The sequence below is a fragment of the Sphingomonas sp. CFBP 13728 genome (assembly GCF_014841895.1).
Taxonomy (GTDB): domain Bacteria; phylum Pseudomonadota; class Alphaproteobacteria; order Sphingomonadales; family Sphingomonadaceae; genus Sphingomonas.
The window spans coordinates 1,028,889-1,043,470 of sequence record NZ_JACYUS010000001.1 but is presented as its reverse complement, the minus strand read 5'-3'; the positions used below and the strand labels follow the sequence as shown (position 1 = coordinate 1,043,470).

The 14,582-nt window shown below is 66.1% G+C and carries 13 protein-coding genes; 6 read left to right on the top strand and 7 right to left on the bottom strand.

What is annotated here, in order from left to right:
* Positions 1–35: 35 nt before the first annotated feature.
* Positions 36–470 (bottom strand): MaoC family dehydratase, encoded by a 435-nt coding sequence (locus tag IFT67_RS04615; protein ID WP_192146472.1) that lies wholly within the window; start codon positions 468–470, stop codon positions 36–38.
* Positions 471–627: 157 nt separating this feature from the next.
* Between IFT67_RS04615 and putA the strand changes: the two genes are divergently transcribed.
* Positions 628–3,675, top strand: a complete 3,048-nt coding sequence (putA, locus tag IFT67_RS04610; RefSeq protein WP_244647260.1) for a bifunctional proline dehydrogenase/L-glutamate gamma-semialdehyde dehydrogenase PutA — start codon at positions 628–630, stop codon at positions 3,673–3,675.
* A gap of 263 nt (positions 3,676–3,938) precedes the next feature.
* On the opposite strand, the gene IFT67_RS04605 is transcribed toward putA, so the two are convergent.
* Together IFT67_RS04605 and IFT67_RS04600 are read right to left on the bottom strand one after the other, a co-directional pair.
* A complete protein-coding gene (locus IFT67_RS04605) occupies positions 3,939–5,114 on the bottom strand; it encodes a mechanosensitive ion channel family protein (RefSeq protein WP_192145195.1) in 1,176 nt (391 codons plus the stop codon).
* Between the two features lie 11 nt (positions 5,115–5,125).
* A complete protein-coding gene (locus tag IFT67_RS04600; protein ID WP_060526812.1) occupies positions 5,126–6,082 on the bottom strand; it encodes a DNA topoisomerase IB in 957 nt (318 codons plus the stop codon).
* A gap of 182 nt (positions 6,083–6,264) precedes the next feature.
* Here IFT67_RS04600 and IFT67_RS04595 point away from each other — a divergent pair, with 182 nt between their 5' ends.
* Positions 6,265–6,828 carry a type 1 glutamine amidotransferase domain-containing protein gene (locus IFT67_RS04595; RefSeq protein ID WP_107961722.1) on the top strand — a complete coding sequence of 188 codons (564 nt, stop codon included), beginning with the start codon at positions 6,265–6,267 and terminating at the stop codon, positions 6,826–6,828.
* A 20-nt stretch (positions 6,829–6,848) separates the two neighbouring features.
* Here the strand turns inward: IFT67_RS04595 and IFT67_RS04590 are convergent, their stop codons facing one another.
* Positions 6,849–8,183: a putative O-glycosylation ligase, exosortase A system-associated gene (locus IFT67_RS04590; RefSeq protein WP_192145194.1), complete on the bottom strand. Its 1,335-nt coding sequence runs from the start codon at positions 8,181–8,183 to the stop codon at positions 6,849–6,851.
* On the bottom strand, positions 8,176–8,331 hold the full coding sequence (locus IFT67_RS04585) for a hypothetical protein (protein ID WP_181321067.1): 156 nt from the start codon (positions 8,329–8,331) through the stop codon (positions 8,176–8,178). Before IFT67_RS04585 ends, IFT67_RS04590 begins: the two co-directional genes overlap by 8 nt.
* Before the next feature lie 96 nt (positions 8,332–8,427).
* Here IFT67_RS04585 and IFT67_RS04580 point away from each other — a divergent pair, with 96 nt between their 5' ends.
* The 3 genes from IFT67_RS04580 (at position 8,428) to IFT67_RS04570 (ending at position 12,284) form a co-directional block, all read left to right on the top strand.
* The gene (locus IFT67_RS04580; RefSeq protein ID WP_192145193.1) at positions 8,428–9,636 is read left to right on the top strand and encodes a TIGR04063 family PEP-CTERM/XrtA system glycosyltransferase; all 1,209 of its coding nucleotides are present in this window, start codon (positions 8,428–8,430) and stop codon (positions 9,634–9,636) included.
* The gene (locus IFT67_RS04575; RefSeq protein ID WP_192145192.1) at positions 9,636–10,433 is read left to right on the top strand and encodes a hypothetical protein; all 798 of its coding nucleotides are present in this window, start codon (positions 9,636–9,638) and stop codon (positions 10,431–10,433) included. Before IFT67_RS04580 ends, IFT67_RS04575 begins: the two co-directional genes overlap by 1 nt.
* Before the next feature lie 282 nt (positions 10,434–10,715).
* The gene (locus IFT67_RS04570) at positions 10,716–12,284 is read left to right on the top strand and encodes a spinster family MFS transporter (RefSeq protein WP_192145191.1); all 1,569 of its coding nucleotides are present in this window, start codon (positions 10,716–10,718) and stop codon (positions 12,282–12,284) included.
* Positions 12,285–12,532: 248 nt separating this feature from the next.
* On the opposite strand, the gene IFT67_RS04565 is transcribed toward IFT67_RS04570, so the two are convergent.
* Both IFT67_RS04565 and thpR read right to left on the bottom strand, forming a co-directional pair.
* Positions 12,533–13,069, bottom strand: coding sequence for a superoxide dismutase family protein (locus IFT67_RS04565; RefSeq protein WP_192145190.1), 537 nt, complete (start codon positions 13,067–13,069; stop codon positions 12,533–12,535).
* Positions 13,070–13,112: 43 nt separating this feature from the next.
* Positions 13,113–13,670: an RNA 2',3'-cyclic phosphodiesterase gene (gene thpR, locus IFT67_RS04560; RefSeq protein ID WP_192145189.1), complete on the bottom strand. Its 558-nt coding sequence runs from the start codon at positions 13,668–13,670 to the stop codon at positions 13,113–13,115.
* Between the two features lie 122 nt (positions 13,671–13,792).
* Between thpR and IFT67_RS04555 the strand changes: the two genes are divergently transcribed.
* Positions 13,793–14,542 carry a Bax inhibitor-1/YccA family protein gene (locus IFT67_RS04555; RefSeq protein WP_056052897.1) on the top strand — a complete coding sequence of 250 codons (750 nt, stop codon included), beginning with the start codon at positions 13,793–13,795 and terminating at the stop codon, positions 14,540–14,542.
* The last annotated feature ends 40 nt before the right edge of the window (positions 14,543–14,582 follow it).

Genomic DNA, 14,582 nt, shown 5'->3' with positions numbered 1-14,582 from the left:
CTGACCACTCCCGCAAGCGGGAGGGGAATTAGTAGTCAAACGAAGACCTGGCTGATCCATTCGGCGATCAGGGCGGGCTTTTCCTGGCCTTCGATCTCGACGGAAAACGCGTTGGTCTGCTGCCACTGGCCGGGTCGCTTCTCGTCGAACGAGAGCAGCTTGAACCGACCACGCACTTTCGAGCCCGACCGGACCGGCGTGAGGAAGCGGACCGAGTTGCCGCCGTAGTTGACGCCCATCTTCGCGCCCTCGATCGCGGGCGCGTCCGGCACTTTCGACGACAGCAAGGGCATCAGCGACAGCGTCAGGAAGCCGTGCGCGATCGTGCCGCCGAACGGGGTCTGTGCGGCGCGGACCGGATCGATGTGGATGAACTGGTGGTCGCCGGTCGCATCGGCGAACTTGTCGATCATGGCCTGCGTGACCTCGACCCAGTCGGAAACCGTCTCGGTGCCGATGCGCTGTTGCATCTGCGCGGTGGTGATCGTCGCCACGGCATTCCCCTCAAAGCTCATTTGGCGCTAAGCGCTGGAATGTCTCTAGGCGTACAGGCGAGCGGATCGCAAGCCTCACCCAACCGGAAGCTGGAAAATGTCGACTGCCGTAACGTCCCATGCCCGCGATATCATGGCGAATCTGTACCGCGCGAGCGAACCCGATGTTCTAAAACCGTTACTGGACCGCGCCGCGCTCGATTCGGATTCGCGTGAACGCGTGATGGGGCATGCGCTGGGCCTGCTCGCGGATCTGCGGGCGGCGCAGAGCAAGGGGTGGGTGAACCAGTTCCTCCAGGAATATCGGCTGAATTCGTCGGAAGGCGTCGCGTTGCTGTCGTTGGCGGAGGCGTTCCTGCGCGTGCCCGATCCCGAGACCGCGGATCTGCTGATCGCGGACAAGCTGGGCGATGCCGATTGGCGTGCGCATGCGGGCAAGTCGAATTCGAAGCTCGTCAATTCGGCGACCTGGGGGCTGGTAGTCGGCCGCGTGCTGGTCGGCGAGGGATCGACCGGGCCGCTGCGTCGCCTGATCAGCCGCGCGGGCGAGCCGTTCGTGCGGCAGGCGGTCGGCGCGGCGATGAAGATGATGGGCGAGATCTTCGTGATGGGCCGCACCATCGACGAGGCGATGAAGCGGATGCGCCGGCCGGAGAACAAGGGCTTCACCGCGAGCTTCGACATGCTCGGCGAGGCGGCGCGGACGCATGCCGATGCGCAGCGATACTTCCAGGCATATGTCGGCGCGGTCGATGCGGTCGGGCGCGATCCGGCGGCGGGGCACTCGATCTCGGTCAAGCTGTCGGCGCTGCATCCGCGGTACGAGGTGGCGCGGTGGAGCGAGTGCGTGCCCGCGCTGACCGAGATGCTGGAGGCGCTGGCGGTCCAGGCGGCTTCGAAGGGCATCGCGCTGACCGTCGATGCGGAGGAATCCGAAAGGTTGGAGATGAGCCTCGACATCATCGGCATCGTCGCTGGGCTGCCGTCGCTGAAGGGCTGGGACGGGTTCGGCATGGCGGTGCAGGCGTATGGCAAGCGCGCGCGGCCGGTGATCGAATGGGCGAACGGGCTGGACCGCGTGATGAACGTGCGGCTGGTGAAGGGCGCGTATTGGGATAGCGAGATCAAGCGCACGCAGGTCGAGGGGCTGGCGGACTATCCGCTGTTCACGCGCAAGGCGGCGACCGACGTGTCGTATTTGGCCGTGGCGAAGGACATGCTGGCCGCGGAGAATATCCGGCCGGCGTTCGCGAGCCACAATGCGCTGACGGTCGCGACGATCATGGAATGGGCGGGCAACTCGCGCGCGTTCGAGTTCCAGCGGCTGCACGGGATGGGCGACGGGCTGTACGAGCGGCTGGTGCAGGAGAATGGCTATCATTGCCGGGTGTATGCGCCGGTTGGTGGGCACCGTGATCTGCTCGCGTATCTGGTTCGGCGGTTGTTGGAGAATGGGGCGAATTCTAGCTTCGTGCATCAGTTGGCGGACGAGCGGCTGACCGAGGCTGAGATCTTGGCGGATCCGGTGGCAAAGATCGCTGCGGTCGGGGGGAAGCGGCATCCTAGCATTCCGTTGCCGGTGGATTTGTTCGGGGCTGGGGGGCACCGGAATTCTGCCGGGTTGGATTTGAGTGATGTGGGAACGCTGGAGGCGGTGGTTGCTGCGGTGAACGCGCCGTTGTCGCCTCACATCCACCCCGGCGAAGGCTGGGGCCCAATTGGGGGCGGCGGATTGGCTGAGGACGGCGAGTCGTCACGACAGACCTCCCAATTGGACCCCGGCCTTCGCCGGGGGGGTACAGAAGGGCTTGGCGGGGGTGCCGTTGCGGCTGCCATTACGCGTGCGCATGCGGCGTTCCCCGGTTGGTCGACCACGCTGGTCGACGAGCGGGCCGCTTGCCTCGAACGCCTAGCCGACTTGCTCGAGAAGCATCGCGACGAACTCATGGCGATCTGCGTGCAGGAGGCGTTCAAGACGATTGGCGATGCGATCGGCGAGGTGCGCGAGGCTGCCGATTTCTGTCGGTATTATGCGCAGCAGGCGCGGCTGAACCTGCATCCGATCGAGCTGCCGGGGCCGACGGGCGAGCGGAACACGCTGCATATCGAGGGTCGCGGTGTCTGGGCGACGATCGCGCCGTGGAACTTCCCGCTGGCGATCTTCCTCGGGCAGACGGTGGCGGCGCTCGTCACCGGCAACACCGTGGTCGCCAAGCCTGCACCGCAGACTCCGCGGATCGCGGCGCGTGCGGTTGAACTTGCGCATGAGGCTGGCGTGCCGGTCGATGCGCTGGTGCTCGTGACCGGTGGTCCGGAGGTTGGCGCGGCGCTGACCGCGGACGTGCGGATCCAGGGTGTCGCGTTCACCGGGTCGACCGCGACGTCGCGGAAGATCGCGCGGTCGTTGCTCGACGACGAGACGCGGCCGATCGTGCCGTTGATCGCGGAGACCGGCGGGATCAATGCTATGATCGTCGATTCTACCGCGCTGCCGGAGCAGGTGGTGGCGGACGTTATCGCGTCGTCGTTCCGGTCTGCGGGACAGCGTTGCTCGGCGTTGCGCTTGCTGCTGGTGCAGGAAGATATCGCGGACGGCGTGATCGAGATGCTGTCGGGGGCGATGGAGACGCTGCGGATCGGGCGGTCGGGCGATCCGGCGACCGATGTCGGGCCGGTGATCGACCAGGCCGCGTATGACCGGCTGATGGCGTATCGCGAGAGCGTGAAGGCTAAGATCGTCAAGACGCTCGACGCGCCGGCGGATGGGCTGTTCGTGCCGCCGACTTTGGTGCGTATCGGCGCGATCGAGGATTTGAACCAGGAGTGGTTCGGGCCGATCCTGCATGTCGCGACGTGGGAGGCGGGGAAGCTCAGCGAGACGATCGCTCGGGTCAACGCCAAGGGGTATGGCCTGACGATGGGCCTGCACAGCCGCATCGCGCGGGCGGCTGAGGTGATCGAGGCCGAGGCTGCGGTGGGGAATCTGTATATCAACCGGTCGATGATCGGCGCGGTCGTGGGGTCTCAGCCTTTTGGGGGTGAGGGGTTGTCTGGGACAGGGCCTAAGGCTGGTGGGCCGCGGTATTTGTACCGGTTCTGTGCGGAGCGGGCGGTTTCGGTGGATACGACGAGTGCTGGGGGGAATGCGACTTTGTTGTCGTTGGATGAGGGCGGGATTTAGTCTCTCCTCAACCGAACCCCACATCCGCACGGGTTAAGTAGAGAGCACCCCCCCGGCGGAGGCCGGGGTCCAATTGGTAAACGGTGCTGACGACCGTTGAGCTTCGTTACTCCTACCTTGCCAATTGGGCCCCGGCCTTCGCCGGGGTGGTGTAAGGAATCAGGACGTAGGGGACCGCGTACTGTTCTCCCGCGGAAGCGGGAGCCCAGGGTTCCAAGGTATGGTGTTTGTGATCCTTGACCCCTGCTTTCGCAGGGGAACCGTTAGTCGCGCACGGCTTCCGCGTCCGATCTTCGCACCTCGGGATACGGCATCACCACCGATCCATCGGGCGCCGCCATCATATTCACCTGCGTCGGGAAGGCAATCTCGATCTTTTCGTCGTTGAAGCGCTTCAGGATTGCGATGCCGACCGCCGTGCGGCCGTCGTAGAAGCTCGCATAATCCGGCCCCTTGCTGTCGAACTGGACCTCGAAATCGAGGCTCGACGCGCCGAAGCCGGTGAAGCCGGCCCGCGTGAAGATCTTGTCGTTGGCTTCGACGATTTCCTTCAGCATCGCGGGGATGCGCGAGCAGACTTCGGGGGGCGTGGAGTAGGTGACGCCGATGACGAACTTCGCGCGGCGGTGGTTGCGCTGCGTGTTGTTGAGGATCTCCTTGTTGAGGAGGTTCTTGTTCGAGATCACGCGCTCTTCGCCGTCGATGCCGCGGATGCGCGTGGATTTGAGGCCGATTGCCTCGACGCTGCCAGAGGCTGTGTCGTAGCTGATCGAGTCGCCGCGGCGGAACGGGCGGTCGAAGATGATCGCGAGCGCGGCGAACAGGTCGGCGAAGATGCCCTGTGCCGCCAGCCCGATCGCGATGCCGCCGACGCCCAGACCCGCGACGAGGCCGGTGACGTTGACGCCGAGATTGTCGAGCACCACCACCAGCGCGACCGCGAACACCACGAAGGTGACGAGCAGGCGGATCAGGCCCATCGCCGACAGCAGCGCTTCGCCTGAATAATGTTCGGACTGCGTGCGGTGCTCGATCGCGCCGAGGATGATCTCGCGGACCCAGACGGCGGCCTGGAACACCGCGGCGACGGTGAAGAGGAAGTTGATCGTCGTCGCGACTTCGCCGGGGGCGGCGGAATAGCCGGCGACCAGCTTGGCAGCGAGCATGACGATGAAGAAATTGCCGGTGCGCGCGATCGCCTTGCCGACCACGATGCCCCAGCCGTTGAGTGCGCGCGGGCGTTCGCAGAGCTTGCTGCCGAAGCGGCGCGCGGTGTGGAGCGCGACGACGATCACCGCGCCGATTCCGAATGCAATCAGGATCTGGAGCCAATAGGCTTGCACCCACGCGAAGCTGGCGGTGACGAAGCCCTGCGCCTGGTCGCCGACGTCGCCCGCGTCGAAGATCGGTTGCTTGGCGGCGGCAGTGGTATTGGTCATGGAAATACTCGTCAGGCCGCTTTTGCCAGTGTCGCAACAGCGGGCGTGCCGGCTTCGAGGAAGGTGATCAGGCCACATTCCTCGCGGCTCATGTAGCGCTTGGCGCGGGGGAGGCGGAGCGCCTTGCGGAAGGTCGACTGACCGGTTTTCACAAGCGCGATCAGCGACGGGTGGACGTAGCTTTTGCGCGCGATCGCGTGGGTGTTGCCGAGCCGCGCGACGACGGGTTCGAGCATCGTCTTGAGGCTCAGGTCGCGCTCGGCCGACGCGAGCGCCTCGAACGCGGCAACGCTGGCGGCCCAGGTGCGAAAATTCTTGGCGGTGAAATCGGTGCCGGTGACGTCGCGGATGTAGCAGTTGACGTCGGTTGAGGTGACCGGGTGCGCGACGCCGGCATCGTCGAGCCAGGCGAACAGATGCTGTTCGTCGAGGTCCTGGCACTTCTTGACGAAGCTGCTGAGCGATCGGTCGGTGATCTTCAGCGTCCGCATCTTGCCGGACTTGCCCTTGTACTGGAGTTTCAGGGTCGAGCCCTTCACTTCGCCGTGGCGTTTGCGCAGCGTGGTGGCGCCGAAGCTCTCGTTCGCCTCGGCATAGGCTTCGTTGCCGATGCGGATGTGGCCGCCGTCGAGTAGGCGGATGACCGCGGCGACCGCGCGTTCGCGGGTCAGCGAGCGTTTGCGGAGATCGGCCTCGACCGCCTTGCGGATCTTGGGGAGGGCGTGGCCGAAATCGGCGCAGCGTTCGTACTTGGCGGCCTCCTGCGCTTCGCGAAAACCCAAGTGATAGCGGTATTGTTTGCGCCCTTTCTCGTCCCAGCCGACCGCCTGGATATGGCCGTTGGGCTTTGGGCAGAACCAAGCGTCGCGGTAGGCGGGGGGCAGACCGACCGCGTTCAGCCGGTCGATCTCATCGCGGTCGGTGATGCGCTCGCCCTTCGCATCCCAATAGCCCCAGCCGTTCCGCATCTTCTTGCGGGTGATGCCGGGCTTAGAGTCATCGGAATACACGATCTTGGTGGGCAATGCGGTGGTCCCTTGGGGGCGTCTGATTCTGACTATCTCTGCAAATGTTCGGGAAGGCGCATCGTTCCGGAACGAGGCGGGCTGCGCTTGGTTGAGGGGGCACGGGATTTCACTGGAGACATGACATGGCCGATCTTTCCCAAGCTCGCGTATTGATGCTCGCTGCCGATGGTTTCGAGACCGTCGAACTGTTCGAACCGCGCAAAGCGCTGGAGGCGGCGGGCGCGAAGGTTACGCTGGCGTCGATCAAGACCGACCCGATCCAGGGCATGAAGGGCGATATCAACAAGGCCGAGACGGCGACGCCCGACCTGACGCTCGACGAGGTCGATACCGACGATTACGATGCGCTGGTGCTGCCGGGCGGCGTCGCCAATCCGGACACGATGCGCCAGCAGGAGCGCGCGATCGAGATCATCACCGAGTTCATGGAGGACGGCAAGATCATCGCCGCGATCTGCCATGCGCCGTGGCTGCTGGCCGAGGCGGACGTGATCGACGGCCGCCGCGTGACGAGCTTCCCGTCGATCCGCACGGACCTGGAGAATGCGGGGGCGGACGTGGTGGACGAGGAGGTCGTGGTCGACGGCAACCTGATCACGAGCCGCAAGCCGGACGATATCCCCGCGTTCAACAAGGCGATCATCGCCGCGCTCGAGGAAGAGCTGGCCGACGAGCCGGTCGACTGACGCTTCCCGCCCCCCTCTCGTTAGCGGGAGGGGGGTACTCGGCGCATCGGGCGGAAGGTCTGTTCGCTGCGTTTGCGGGCGAGATAGGTGTCGAGCCCGATCTGCGCGCCGATCAGCATGTAGACGAACGGCTGGAACGCGATGCCGACGAACGCCGCACCGAACAAATAGATGATCTGCGCGGTCTGGAGCGCTCCGGCGAGCGGCCCGGCCCAGGCGAATTCGCTAGCCGGGTCGGCATGGCGTCGGCGCAGAAGCTCCATGCGGAAGATGCCGATCACGTTGATCGAGAGCCAAAGCGCGAGCCCGAAATAGCCCTGCTCGCCAAGCATCTCGAAATAGGCGCTGTGGAAGGCGCGCGCCTTGTCGGTCTCGACGCGCGGGCCGGTGCCGGGACCTTCGGACTTGAGATCGAGGCGGATGTGATTGCCGCGATACGCCTCGAAACCGCCGCCGAACGGGTGTGTCTTCGCGTATTCGATCGTCCACTGCCACACCGCCAGCCGCGTCGACGCGGATTCGTCCGCGTCGTAGGTCTTGATCGTGTTCATCCGGTCGGTGAACGCCGAGGGCAGGAACGGGACCGCGGCGAGGCCGAGTGCCGTGACCGCGGCCAGATACAGCGCCTTGCGCTTGACCGCGCGCACCGACAGCAGCGCGAGCAGAACGATGCAGACCAGGCCTGTCCGTGTCGACGTGCCGACCGGGATCAGCAGGCAGGCGAACACCAGCGCGAGGCAGAAGCCCTTCACGCGCCAGTCTGGCTTGAAGATCGTGCCGCAGGTGGCGAACCAGACGATGATCGGGATGATCGCGACGGCGACCGCGCTGATCGTGCTGCCCTCGTACAGCCCAGAATTATTGTCGACCATGAGGTTCAACTGACCGTAGCCGCCGCCACCGCTGGCGATCGTCTTGATGCCGCCGACGATGATGATCGACGAGGCCGAGAGGATCATGAACAGCAGCAGCGATTCGATCCGCAGCCGCGTGCGCAGCGTCAGCGGGAGGAAGGCGGCGAAGATCAGCGTCTTCCAGACCCAGTCCCATTTCTCCTTCGCCTCGACCGGGAAGTCGGCGCCGAGCGTGGTCGCCCAGCAATAGAGCATCAGCAGCACGATCAGCACCTGCCGCGCGCCGACCCGCGTGTCGCGCTTGTCGTCCGCGAGCACCCATCCGCCCACCGCCAGCGCCACCGCGATCAGCGAGATCGGCACGGTGTTGAGCAGCAGATAGGTCAGCCGCTGCGGCGAGACGATGTCGATATAGACGTAGACGAGCACGAGCAGGAACGGCCGCTTGAACCCCATCACGAAGAACGCGATCAGGAACGCGATGAACGACAGATCACGCATCGCGTCGAGGCACCTTGCCGGTCGCGCGCGGCTTTTCGGGCGGGTCGTGCGGGCTCGGCTCGCGATCGAGGTCGGGGCGCTTGAGCAGCAGGAACGCGGCGAGCATCATCAGCCCGTGGCTGAGGCCGAGCGCAAGGTTGTCGATCATGGGTGCGGCCTCCTTTCCCGAGCGGGTGTCATGGAATGTCCGTACCCATAGTCGGTTGACGCGCCGTTAAGCGATATGTGGCAGACGACCTCCCAGATGCGTATCCTTCACATTCTTGATCACGGCCTGCCGCTGCAAAGTGGCTATACGTTCCGCACGCGGGCGATCCTCAAGGCGCAGGAGGCACTCGGCTGGACCGTCGCGGCGGTGACCGGCCCGCGGCACGGGATCGCGCCTGCGTCGGTGGAGTCGGTCGACGGGCTGACCTTCCACCGCACCGACGCGGGAGTGAAGTCGGGACCGGTCGGCGAAGTCGTCGGGATCGCGGCGTTCGCCAAGCGGATCGAGGCGGCGGTCGATGCCTTCAAGCCCGACATTCTCCACGCGCATTCGCCGGTGATCGACGCGCTCGCCGCGCTGATCGTCGCGCGGAAACGCAAGCTGCCCTTGGTGTACGAGATCCGGGCGTTCTGGGAGGATGCGGCTGTCGGCAACGGTACGGGCACCGCGACGTCGCTGCGCTACCGGGCGACGCGCGCGCTGGAGACGTGGGCGGTGCGGCGTGCCGATGCGGTGGCGGTGATCTGCGAAGGCTTGCGCGGCGACCTGATCGCGCGGGGGATCGCAGCGGACAAGATCATGGTGTCGCCCAACGGCGTCGACCTCGACCTGTTCGGTAATGCACCGCCGCGCGACGATGCGCTGGGGGCTGAGCTCGGGCTCGATGGTGCGGATGTCGTAGGGTTCATCGGTAGCTTCTACGATTACGAGGGGCTCGACGACCTGATCGCGGCGATGCCTGCGCTGGTGGCATTGCGGCCCAAGGCGCGACTGTTGATGGTCGGCGGGGGGCCGATGGAGGCGGCGTTGCGCGCGCAGGCAGAGGCGTCGTTGGTGGCGGATGCGATCGCCTTCGTCGGCCGTGTGCCGCATCAGGAGGTCGAGCGCTATTACGGGCTGGTCGACATCCTCGCCTATCCACGCAAGCGCATGCGGCTGACCGATCTCGTCACGCCGTTGAAGCCGCTGGAGGCGATGGCGCAGGGGCGGCTGGTGGCGGCGTCGGATGTCGGCGGGCACCGTGAGCTGATCCGCGATGGCGATACCGGCACGCTGTTCCCCCCCGACGATCCGCAGGCGATCGCGGATGCGCTGGCGGGGATGTTCGCGGACCGCTCGGGCTGGGACGAACGGCGCGCGCGCGGTCGTGCGTTCGTCAAGGAAGAGCGTAACTGGTCGTCAAACATTCGCCGCTATGATCCTCTTTATGGACGGCTGATCGCGGCCGCCGCACGGGAAAATTGATGGTCGCGCATATCCGCCAGAACCTGATCCGGGCGCTGCCCTTGTACGGCGCGGTGACTGGCGGCGTACTGATGGCGGTGATCGTCGCGGTGCTGCCGGCCGAGACACTCGAGAGCCTGGTGTGGACGACGGGCGTCGCTGCCCTGGTGCCCGCCGCGTCGCCGCCGCTCGGGATGACGGCGCGGGTGTTGCTGGCGCTGGGTAGCGGACTGCTGGTTGGGGCACTGCTCTGGTCGTCGCTGTTCCTGCTGTTTGGGCCGGGCGGGATGCTCGCTAAGCGCACGCCGCGCGAAGACGGCATGCCGGTCATCCGTCGCGCCGACGCGCATCCCGATGCGCCGCCGCGCAAGCCGATGTCGGCGGCCGATCTCGGTACGCCGATGATGGAAGTGGGGGTTGGCGCGGCGCGAGACGAACGTGGTATCCCGGTCGATCTCGACCTGCCACTTGCCGCATTCGATCCAAAGGCGATCCGGCCGGTGCCGATGGAGCCGGTGCGGCCGGTATCGCCGCTCGCGCAGCCGCAGCCCACGATGGTCGCACCGGTGATTGAGGCTTCGCCGACGGCCGAACCGGCGACGTTCGTGACCGCGCCTGCGCCGCAACCGGTCCAGCCGCCGTCCGTCGAGGTGCCGGCCGTCGAGACGCCCGAGGTGATGCCGGAGGTCAGCGCGCCGACACCGATCGCCCGGCCGCCGCGTGCGCCGGCCGAGCCGACCACGCCACCGACGATCGAGACGTTGTTGCAACGGCTGGAGCAGGGTGCGCTGCGTCGCGGGCGTATCGGCTCGCACTGAGGCTTCAGCGTCTCGCTCGCCCAACAGCCAGCCTCCCCGGCGGAGGCCGGGTCCAGTTGAGGGACGTCGCTGATTGGCGACATACTTCCGTTACCGCGACCTTTCCAACGGGGCCCCGGCCTCCGCCGGGGAGGGGCGTTGGAGATGAGAGCCGTCATATGAGCCAATAGCGAGAACTCGTCCCTGAACCTCTATCCAACAACGTACCTGACCCCGCCGAAAGCGCTTCGTCTCGTCTTTGCTTCCTGATACCCATAGCTCGAAAACATCGAGGAGGGGTCAATGGCGAACGCCGAAACCACAGCTGGCGAACCGGAGAAAGGTGCCACCCGCTACGCCTGGTACGTGCTGTCGGTGCTGTTTCTCGTCTATGTCCTGAATTTCGTCGACCGGCAGATCATCTCGATCCTGGCGGAGGACATCAAGCGCGACCTGGGGCTGAAGGACCAGGATCTCGGGTTCCTGTACGGCACCGCGTTCGGGGTGTTCTATTCGCTGTTCGGCATTCCGCTGGGGCGGCTCGCCGACAATTGGCACCGCGTCAGGCTGATGACGATCGGACTGTCGCTGTGGTCCGTGATGACCGCGCTGTCGGGGTTTTCGAAGACCGGCGGGCACCTTGCCGCGGCGCGGATCGGGGTGGGGATCGGCGAGGCGACGGCGAGTCCGTCGGCCTATTCGATCATCTCCGATTATTTCCCGAAGCGGCTGCGGGCGACCGCGTTGTCGATCTATTCCGCCGGGTTGTACGTGGGCGGCGGCTGTTCGTTGTTCATCGGCGGGCTGATCGTGCAGGGCTGGAACAAGGCCTATCCCGGTGGCGGACCGCTCGGGCTGGTCGGCTGGCAGGCGGCGTTCATGGCGGTCGGCGTGCCGGGGCTGTTGCTGGCGGTGTGGATCGCGACGTTGAAGGAGCCGATCCGCGGGCTGGTCGAGGGCCTGCCCGAACCGGAGAAGCATCCGGCGCCGTTCCGCGCGTTCGGGGCCGAGCTGGTGACGATCGTGCCGCCGCTGACCTTGATCGGTGCCGCCATGGGCGGGGCGCGGGCGCTCGGGTATAATCTGGTTGCGCTTGCAGTCGTGGTCGCGGCGGTATCTGGGCTGGTGGCGGCGGGCGAGCCGTGGCCGCAATGGGTGGCGATCGGGATCGGCGTGTATGCGGTGTTCTCCTGGGCGTCGGCGCTGAAGCGGCGCGATCCGCCGACCTTTGCGCTGATCGTCGGCACGCCGGCGTTCCTGTGCACGGTGGTAGCCTACGGGCTGAACGCGTTCCTGAGCTATGCCGCGAGTTTCTGGGCGGCGCCCTATGCGTTGCGCGAACTGGGCGCGACGCCGGCGTCGGCGGGGTTCATGATCGGCAGCCTCGGCGCGACCGCCGGCTTTCTCGGGCTGACGATCGGCGGCGTGGTGTCGGATCGGTTGCGGCAGCGCAATCCGGCGGGACGGTTGTGGGTGGTGATCTTCGGGGCGGTGGTGCCGGTGCCGTTCCTGATCCTCGCCTTCACCGCGTCGTCGCCGACCGCGTTTTATGCGGGGATCTTCCTGGCGCAGTTGACCGCATCGTGTGCGCTGGGGGCGGCGGCGGCGACCACGCAGGACATGGTCTTGCCGCGGATGCGGGGGACGGCGACGGCGACGTTCTTCATCGGGACGACGCTGATCGGACTGGCGCTCGGGCCGTACATGGCGGGGCGGGTGTCGACGCTGACCGGGAGCCTGTCGATCGGGATGCTGTCGTTGCTGGTGGTGACGCCGATCACCTTGGCGTGTGCGGTGGCGGCGTACCGGCTGGCGCCGGGAGCGGAGGCTACGCGGGAGGCCAGGGCGCGGGCGGCGGGGGAGGGGATTTGACCGCTCCTGGCGAACCTATCCCGGCCACTCTCTTGCGTTCGTGTTGAGCGAAGTCGCGGCACCTACGCTTGGGGCAGGCCCTTCGACTTCGCTCAGGGCGAACGGGGGGGCAGGTCGGTGCGCAAAACATGTGCTTCGATACGAGCCCTCGATACGCCGCCTTCGGCGACTATTCGATCTCTACTTGGCACGAACGGACGTTGCGCAGGCGAATGTGCCCCTCCTGAAAATTAGGAGGGGCCACGCACTTACCCCGCCTGGAACACACCGCAGGCGATCCGCCCGCCGCTGTTGCCAGCCGGGTCGGTCATCAGGTCGTCGGGACCTGCGTGCACCACGAACGCCGAGCCGTCGGTGTCCATCAGGCCCGCCATCGTAGCGCCCGGGATCGTGATGCCGATCGTGCCGCGTCCATCGGTGCCGATGATCAGGTTGGGCAGGTCGCCTTCATGCGGGCCCTGCGGGTTCATGCTGCCGTGCTTCATGCCGGTCGGGTTCCAGTGGCCGCCCGCGGTCGTGAAGTCGGGGGCGTCGCAGCGGCCGACCATGTGGATGTGCGCGCCGTGCGTGCCGGGGGGCATCGCCTTGGCGTCGAGCGTGAAGCGGAGCCCGCCCGCGACTTCGGTGGCGGTGGCGCGGCCGACGTCGGTGCCGGTCGCGGTCTGGAGCATCGCCGTCGCGCGCTGGCCGCCCGCCACCGGCGTACCGGTATCCATGCCGCCCTTTTCGCAGGCGGTCAGCCCGATCGTCGCCGCGCCGAGCAGTGCCAGTGTCGCAATCCGCATAGTGTCTCTCCCTGTTGTCTATTGGCGAACCCTTCGCCGTGGCTCAGGTTCCACCCCCGCTATCGAGCGGCCAGCGCGCGACGGGTTCGTACGTCGCGCCGTCGCGGCCGAGATGGCTCTGGTACAGCACGAGATGGGGTAGCGGGAAGGGCGCGCTCGACAGTGCGGCATGCGTCGCGAGCCAGCCCTCAATCGCGAACCCGACGCCCGCGGACCGTGCCAGCCGCGCGACGGTGATGTGTGGGAGATAGGCGCGATGTTCGGGGGGGAGGCCGGCGCGAACGCACGCCTGGTCGACCTTGCGGTGGAGCGCGGCGAGCGCTTCGTGAGGCGTCACGCCGGCCCAGAGCGTATCGATCCGCCCGCGCTTCTCGAAGCGGCCGACTCCGGTGAGCGACACTCGTGGTACTGGCGCGACGATCTGGCTCAAAGCGACCGCGACGTCCTCCGCGACCGGTCGTTCGACCTCGCCGATGAAGCGCAACGTCACGTGCAGCTGTTCCTCGTCCTGCCAGCGGGCGGCGGGGACGCCCTCCATTATGTCGAGCAAGCTCTGACGGATAGCGGGCGGCGGGCGGAGGGCGACGAAAAGGCGGATCATGGATTGCGGCAGGTTAACCGCGAACCACCATGCCGATGCAACCACTCTGCTTGAAAAGCGTCCTGTAAAAGACGATATTCATCGTAACCGGCACCATGCCGGACAAAGGAGCTGATTTCACAATGGCTAATTGGTCTGACCCCCGGCCCCGCGCCGCGCCGTTCGGAACGACGGCCACGGGCCAGCGTACCGAGGCCTATGACGCTGGTCTCCGGTCGTACATGCTGTCCGTGTATAACTACATGGGCTCGGCTGTCCTGCTGACGGGCATCGTCGCGATGCTGTTCGCATGGGGCGGCGCAGAGTCGCCTGCCGCACAGGTGTTCATGAGCGGTGGCATCCTGAAGTACGTCATCATGTTCTCGCCGCTCGCGATCGTGTTCGGCATGAGCTACGGCCAGAACAAGATGTCGACCGGCACGATGCAGATGCTCTTCTGGGGCTTTGCCGTCCTGATGGGCCTGTCGATGTCGACGATCTTCCTGGTCTATAGCGGTACGTCGATCGCGGGTGCGTTCTTCGCTACCGCCGCCGGTTTCGCTGGTCTCAGCCTGTACGGCTACACCACCAAGCGCGACCTGTCGGCGTTCGGGACGTTCCTGATCATCGGTGTCGTCGGCCTGCTGGTCGCGAGCCTGATCAACATGTTCCTGCAGTCGGGCGTCATGCAGCTGGTCATCAGCGGCGTCGGCGTGTTGCTGTTCGCGGGCCTAACCGCCTACGACACGCAGCGTACCAAGAGCCTGTATGCGCAGGTCGCCGGCACGGACATGGTCGGCAAGGTCGTTATCATGTCGGCGCTGAGCCTGTACCTCGACTTCATCAACATGTTCATGTTCGTGCTGCGTCTGTTTGGTAGCAGCCGCAACTAACTCCCGCTAAGGGTGTGACGAACGCAGGGCTCGGCGGGAC

Excerpts from the sequence above, each read along its gene's own strand:
- IFT67_RS04555 (WP_056052897.1), top strand. The coding sequence starts at position 13,793 with ATGGCTAATTGGTCTGACCCCCGGCCCCGCGCCGCGCCGTTCGGAACG.
- IFT67_RS04605 (WP_192145195.1), bottom strand. The coding sequence starts at position 5,114 with ATGACCAATACCACTGCCGCCGCCAAGCAACCGATCTTCGACGCGGGC.
- IFT67_RS04590 (WP_192145194.1), bottom strand. The coding sequence starts at position 8,183 with ATGCGTGATCTGTCGTTCATCGCGTTCCTGATCGCGTTCTTCGTGATG.
- IFT67_RS04615 (WP_192146472.1), bottom strand. The coding sequence starts at position 470 with ATGCAACAGCGCATCGGCACCGAGACGGTTTCCGACTGGGTCGAGGTC.
- IFT67_RS04595 (WP_107961722.1), top strand. The coding sequence starts at position 6,265 with ATGGCCGATCTTTCCCAAGCTCGCGTATTGATGCTCGCTGCCGATGGT.
- thpR (WP_192145189.1), bottom strand. The coding sequence starts at position 13,670 with ATGATCCGCCTTTTCGTCGCCCTCCGCCCGCCGCCCGCTATCCGTCAG.
- IFT67_RS04565 (WP_192145190.1), bottom strand. The coding sequence starts at position 13,069 with ATGCGGATTGCGACACTGGCACTGCTCGGCGCGGCGACGATCGGGCTG.
- IFT67_RS04575 (WP_192145192.1), top strand. The coding sequence starts at position 9,636 with ATGGTCGCGCATATCCGCCAGAACCTGATCCGGGCGCTGCCCTTGTAC.
- putA (WP_244647260.1), top strand. The coding sequence starts at position 628 with ATGGCGAATCTGTACCGCGCGAGCGAACCCGATGTTCTAAAACCGTTA.
- IFT67_RS04585 (WP_181321067.1), bottom strand. The coding sequence starts at position 8,331 with ATGATCGACAACCTTGCGCTCGGCCTCAGCCACGGGCTGATGATGCTC.
- IFT67_RS04570 (WP_192145191.1), top strand. The coding sequence starts at position 10,716 with ATGGCGAACGCCGAAACCACAGCTGGCGAACCGGAGAAAGGTGCCACC.
- IFT67_RS04580 (WP_192145193.1), top strand. The coding sequence starts at position 8,428 with ATGCGTATCCTTCACATTCTTGATCACGGCCTGCCGCTGCAAAGTGGC.
- IFT67_RS04600 (WP_060526812.1), bottom strand. The coding sequence starts at position 6,082 with ATGCGGAACGGCTGGGGCTATTGGGATGCGAAGGGCGAGCGCATCACC.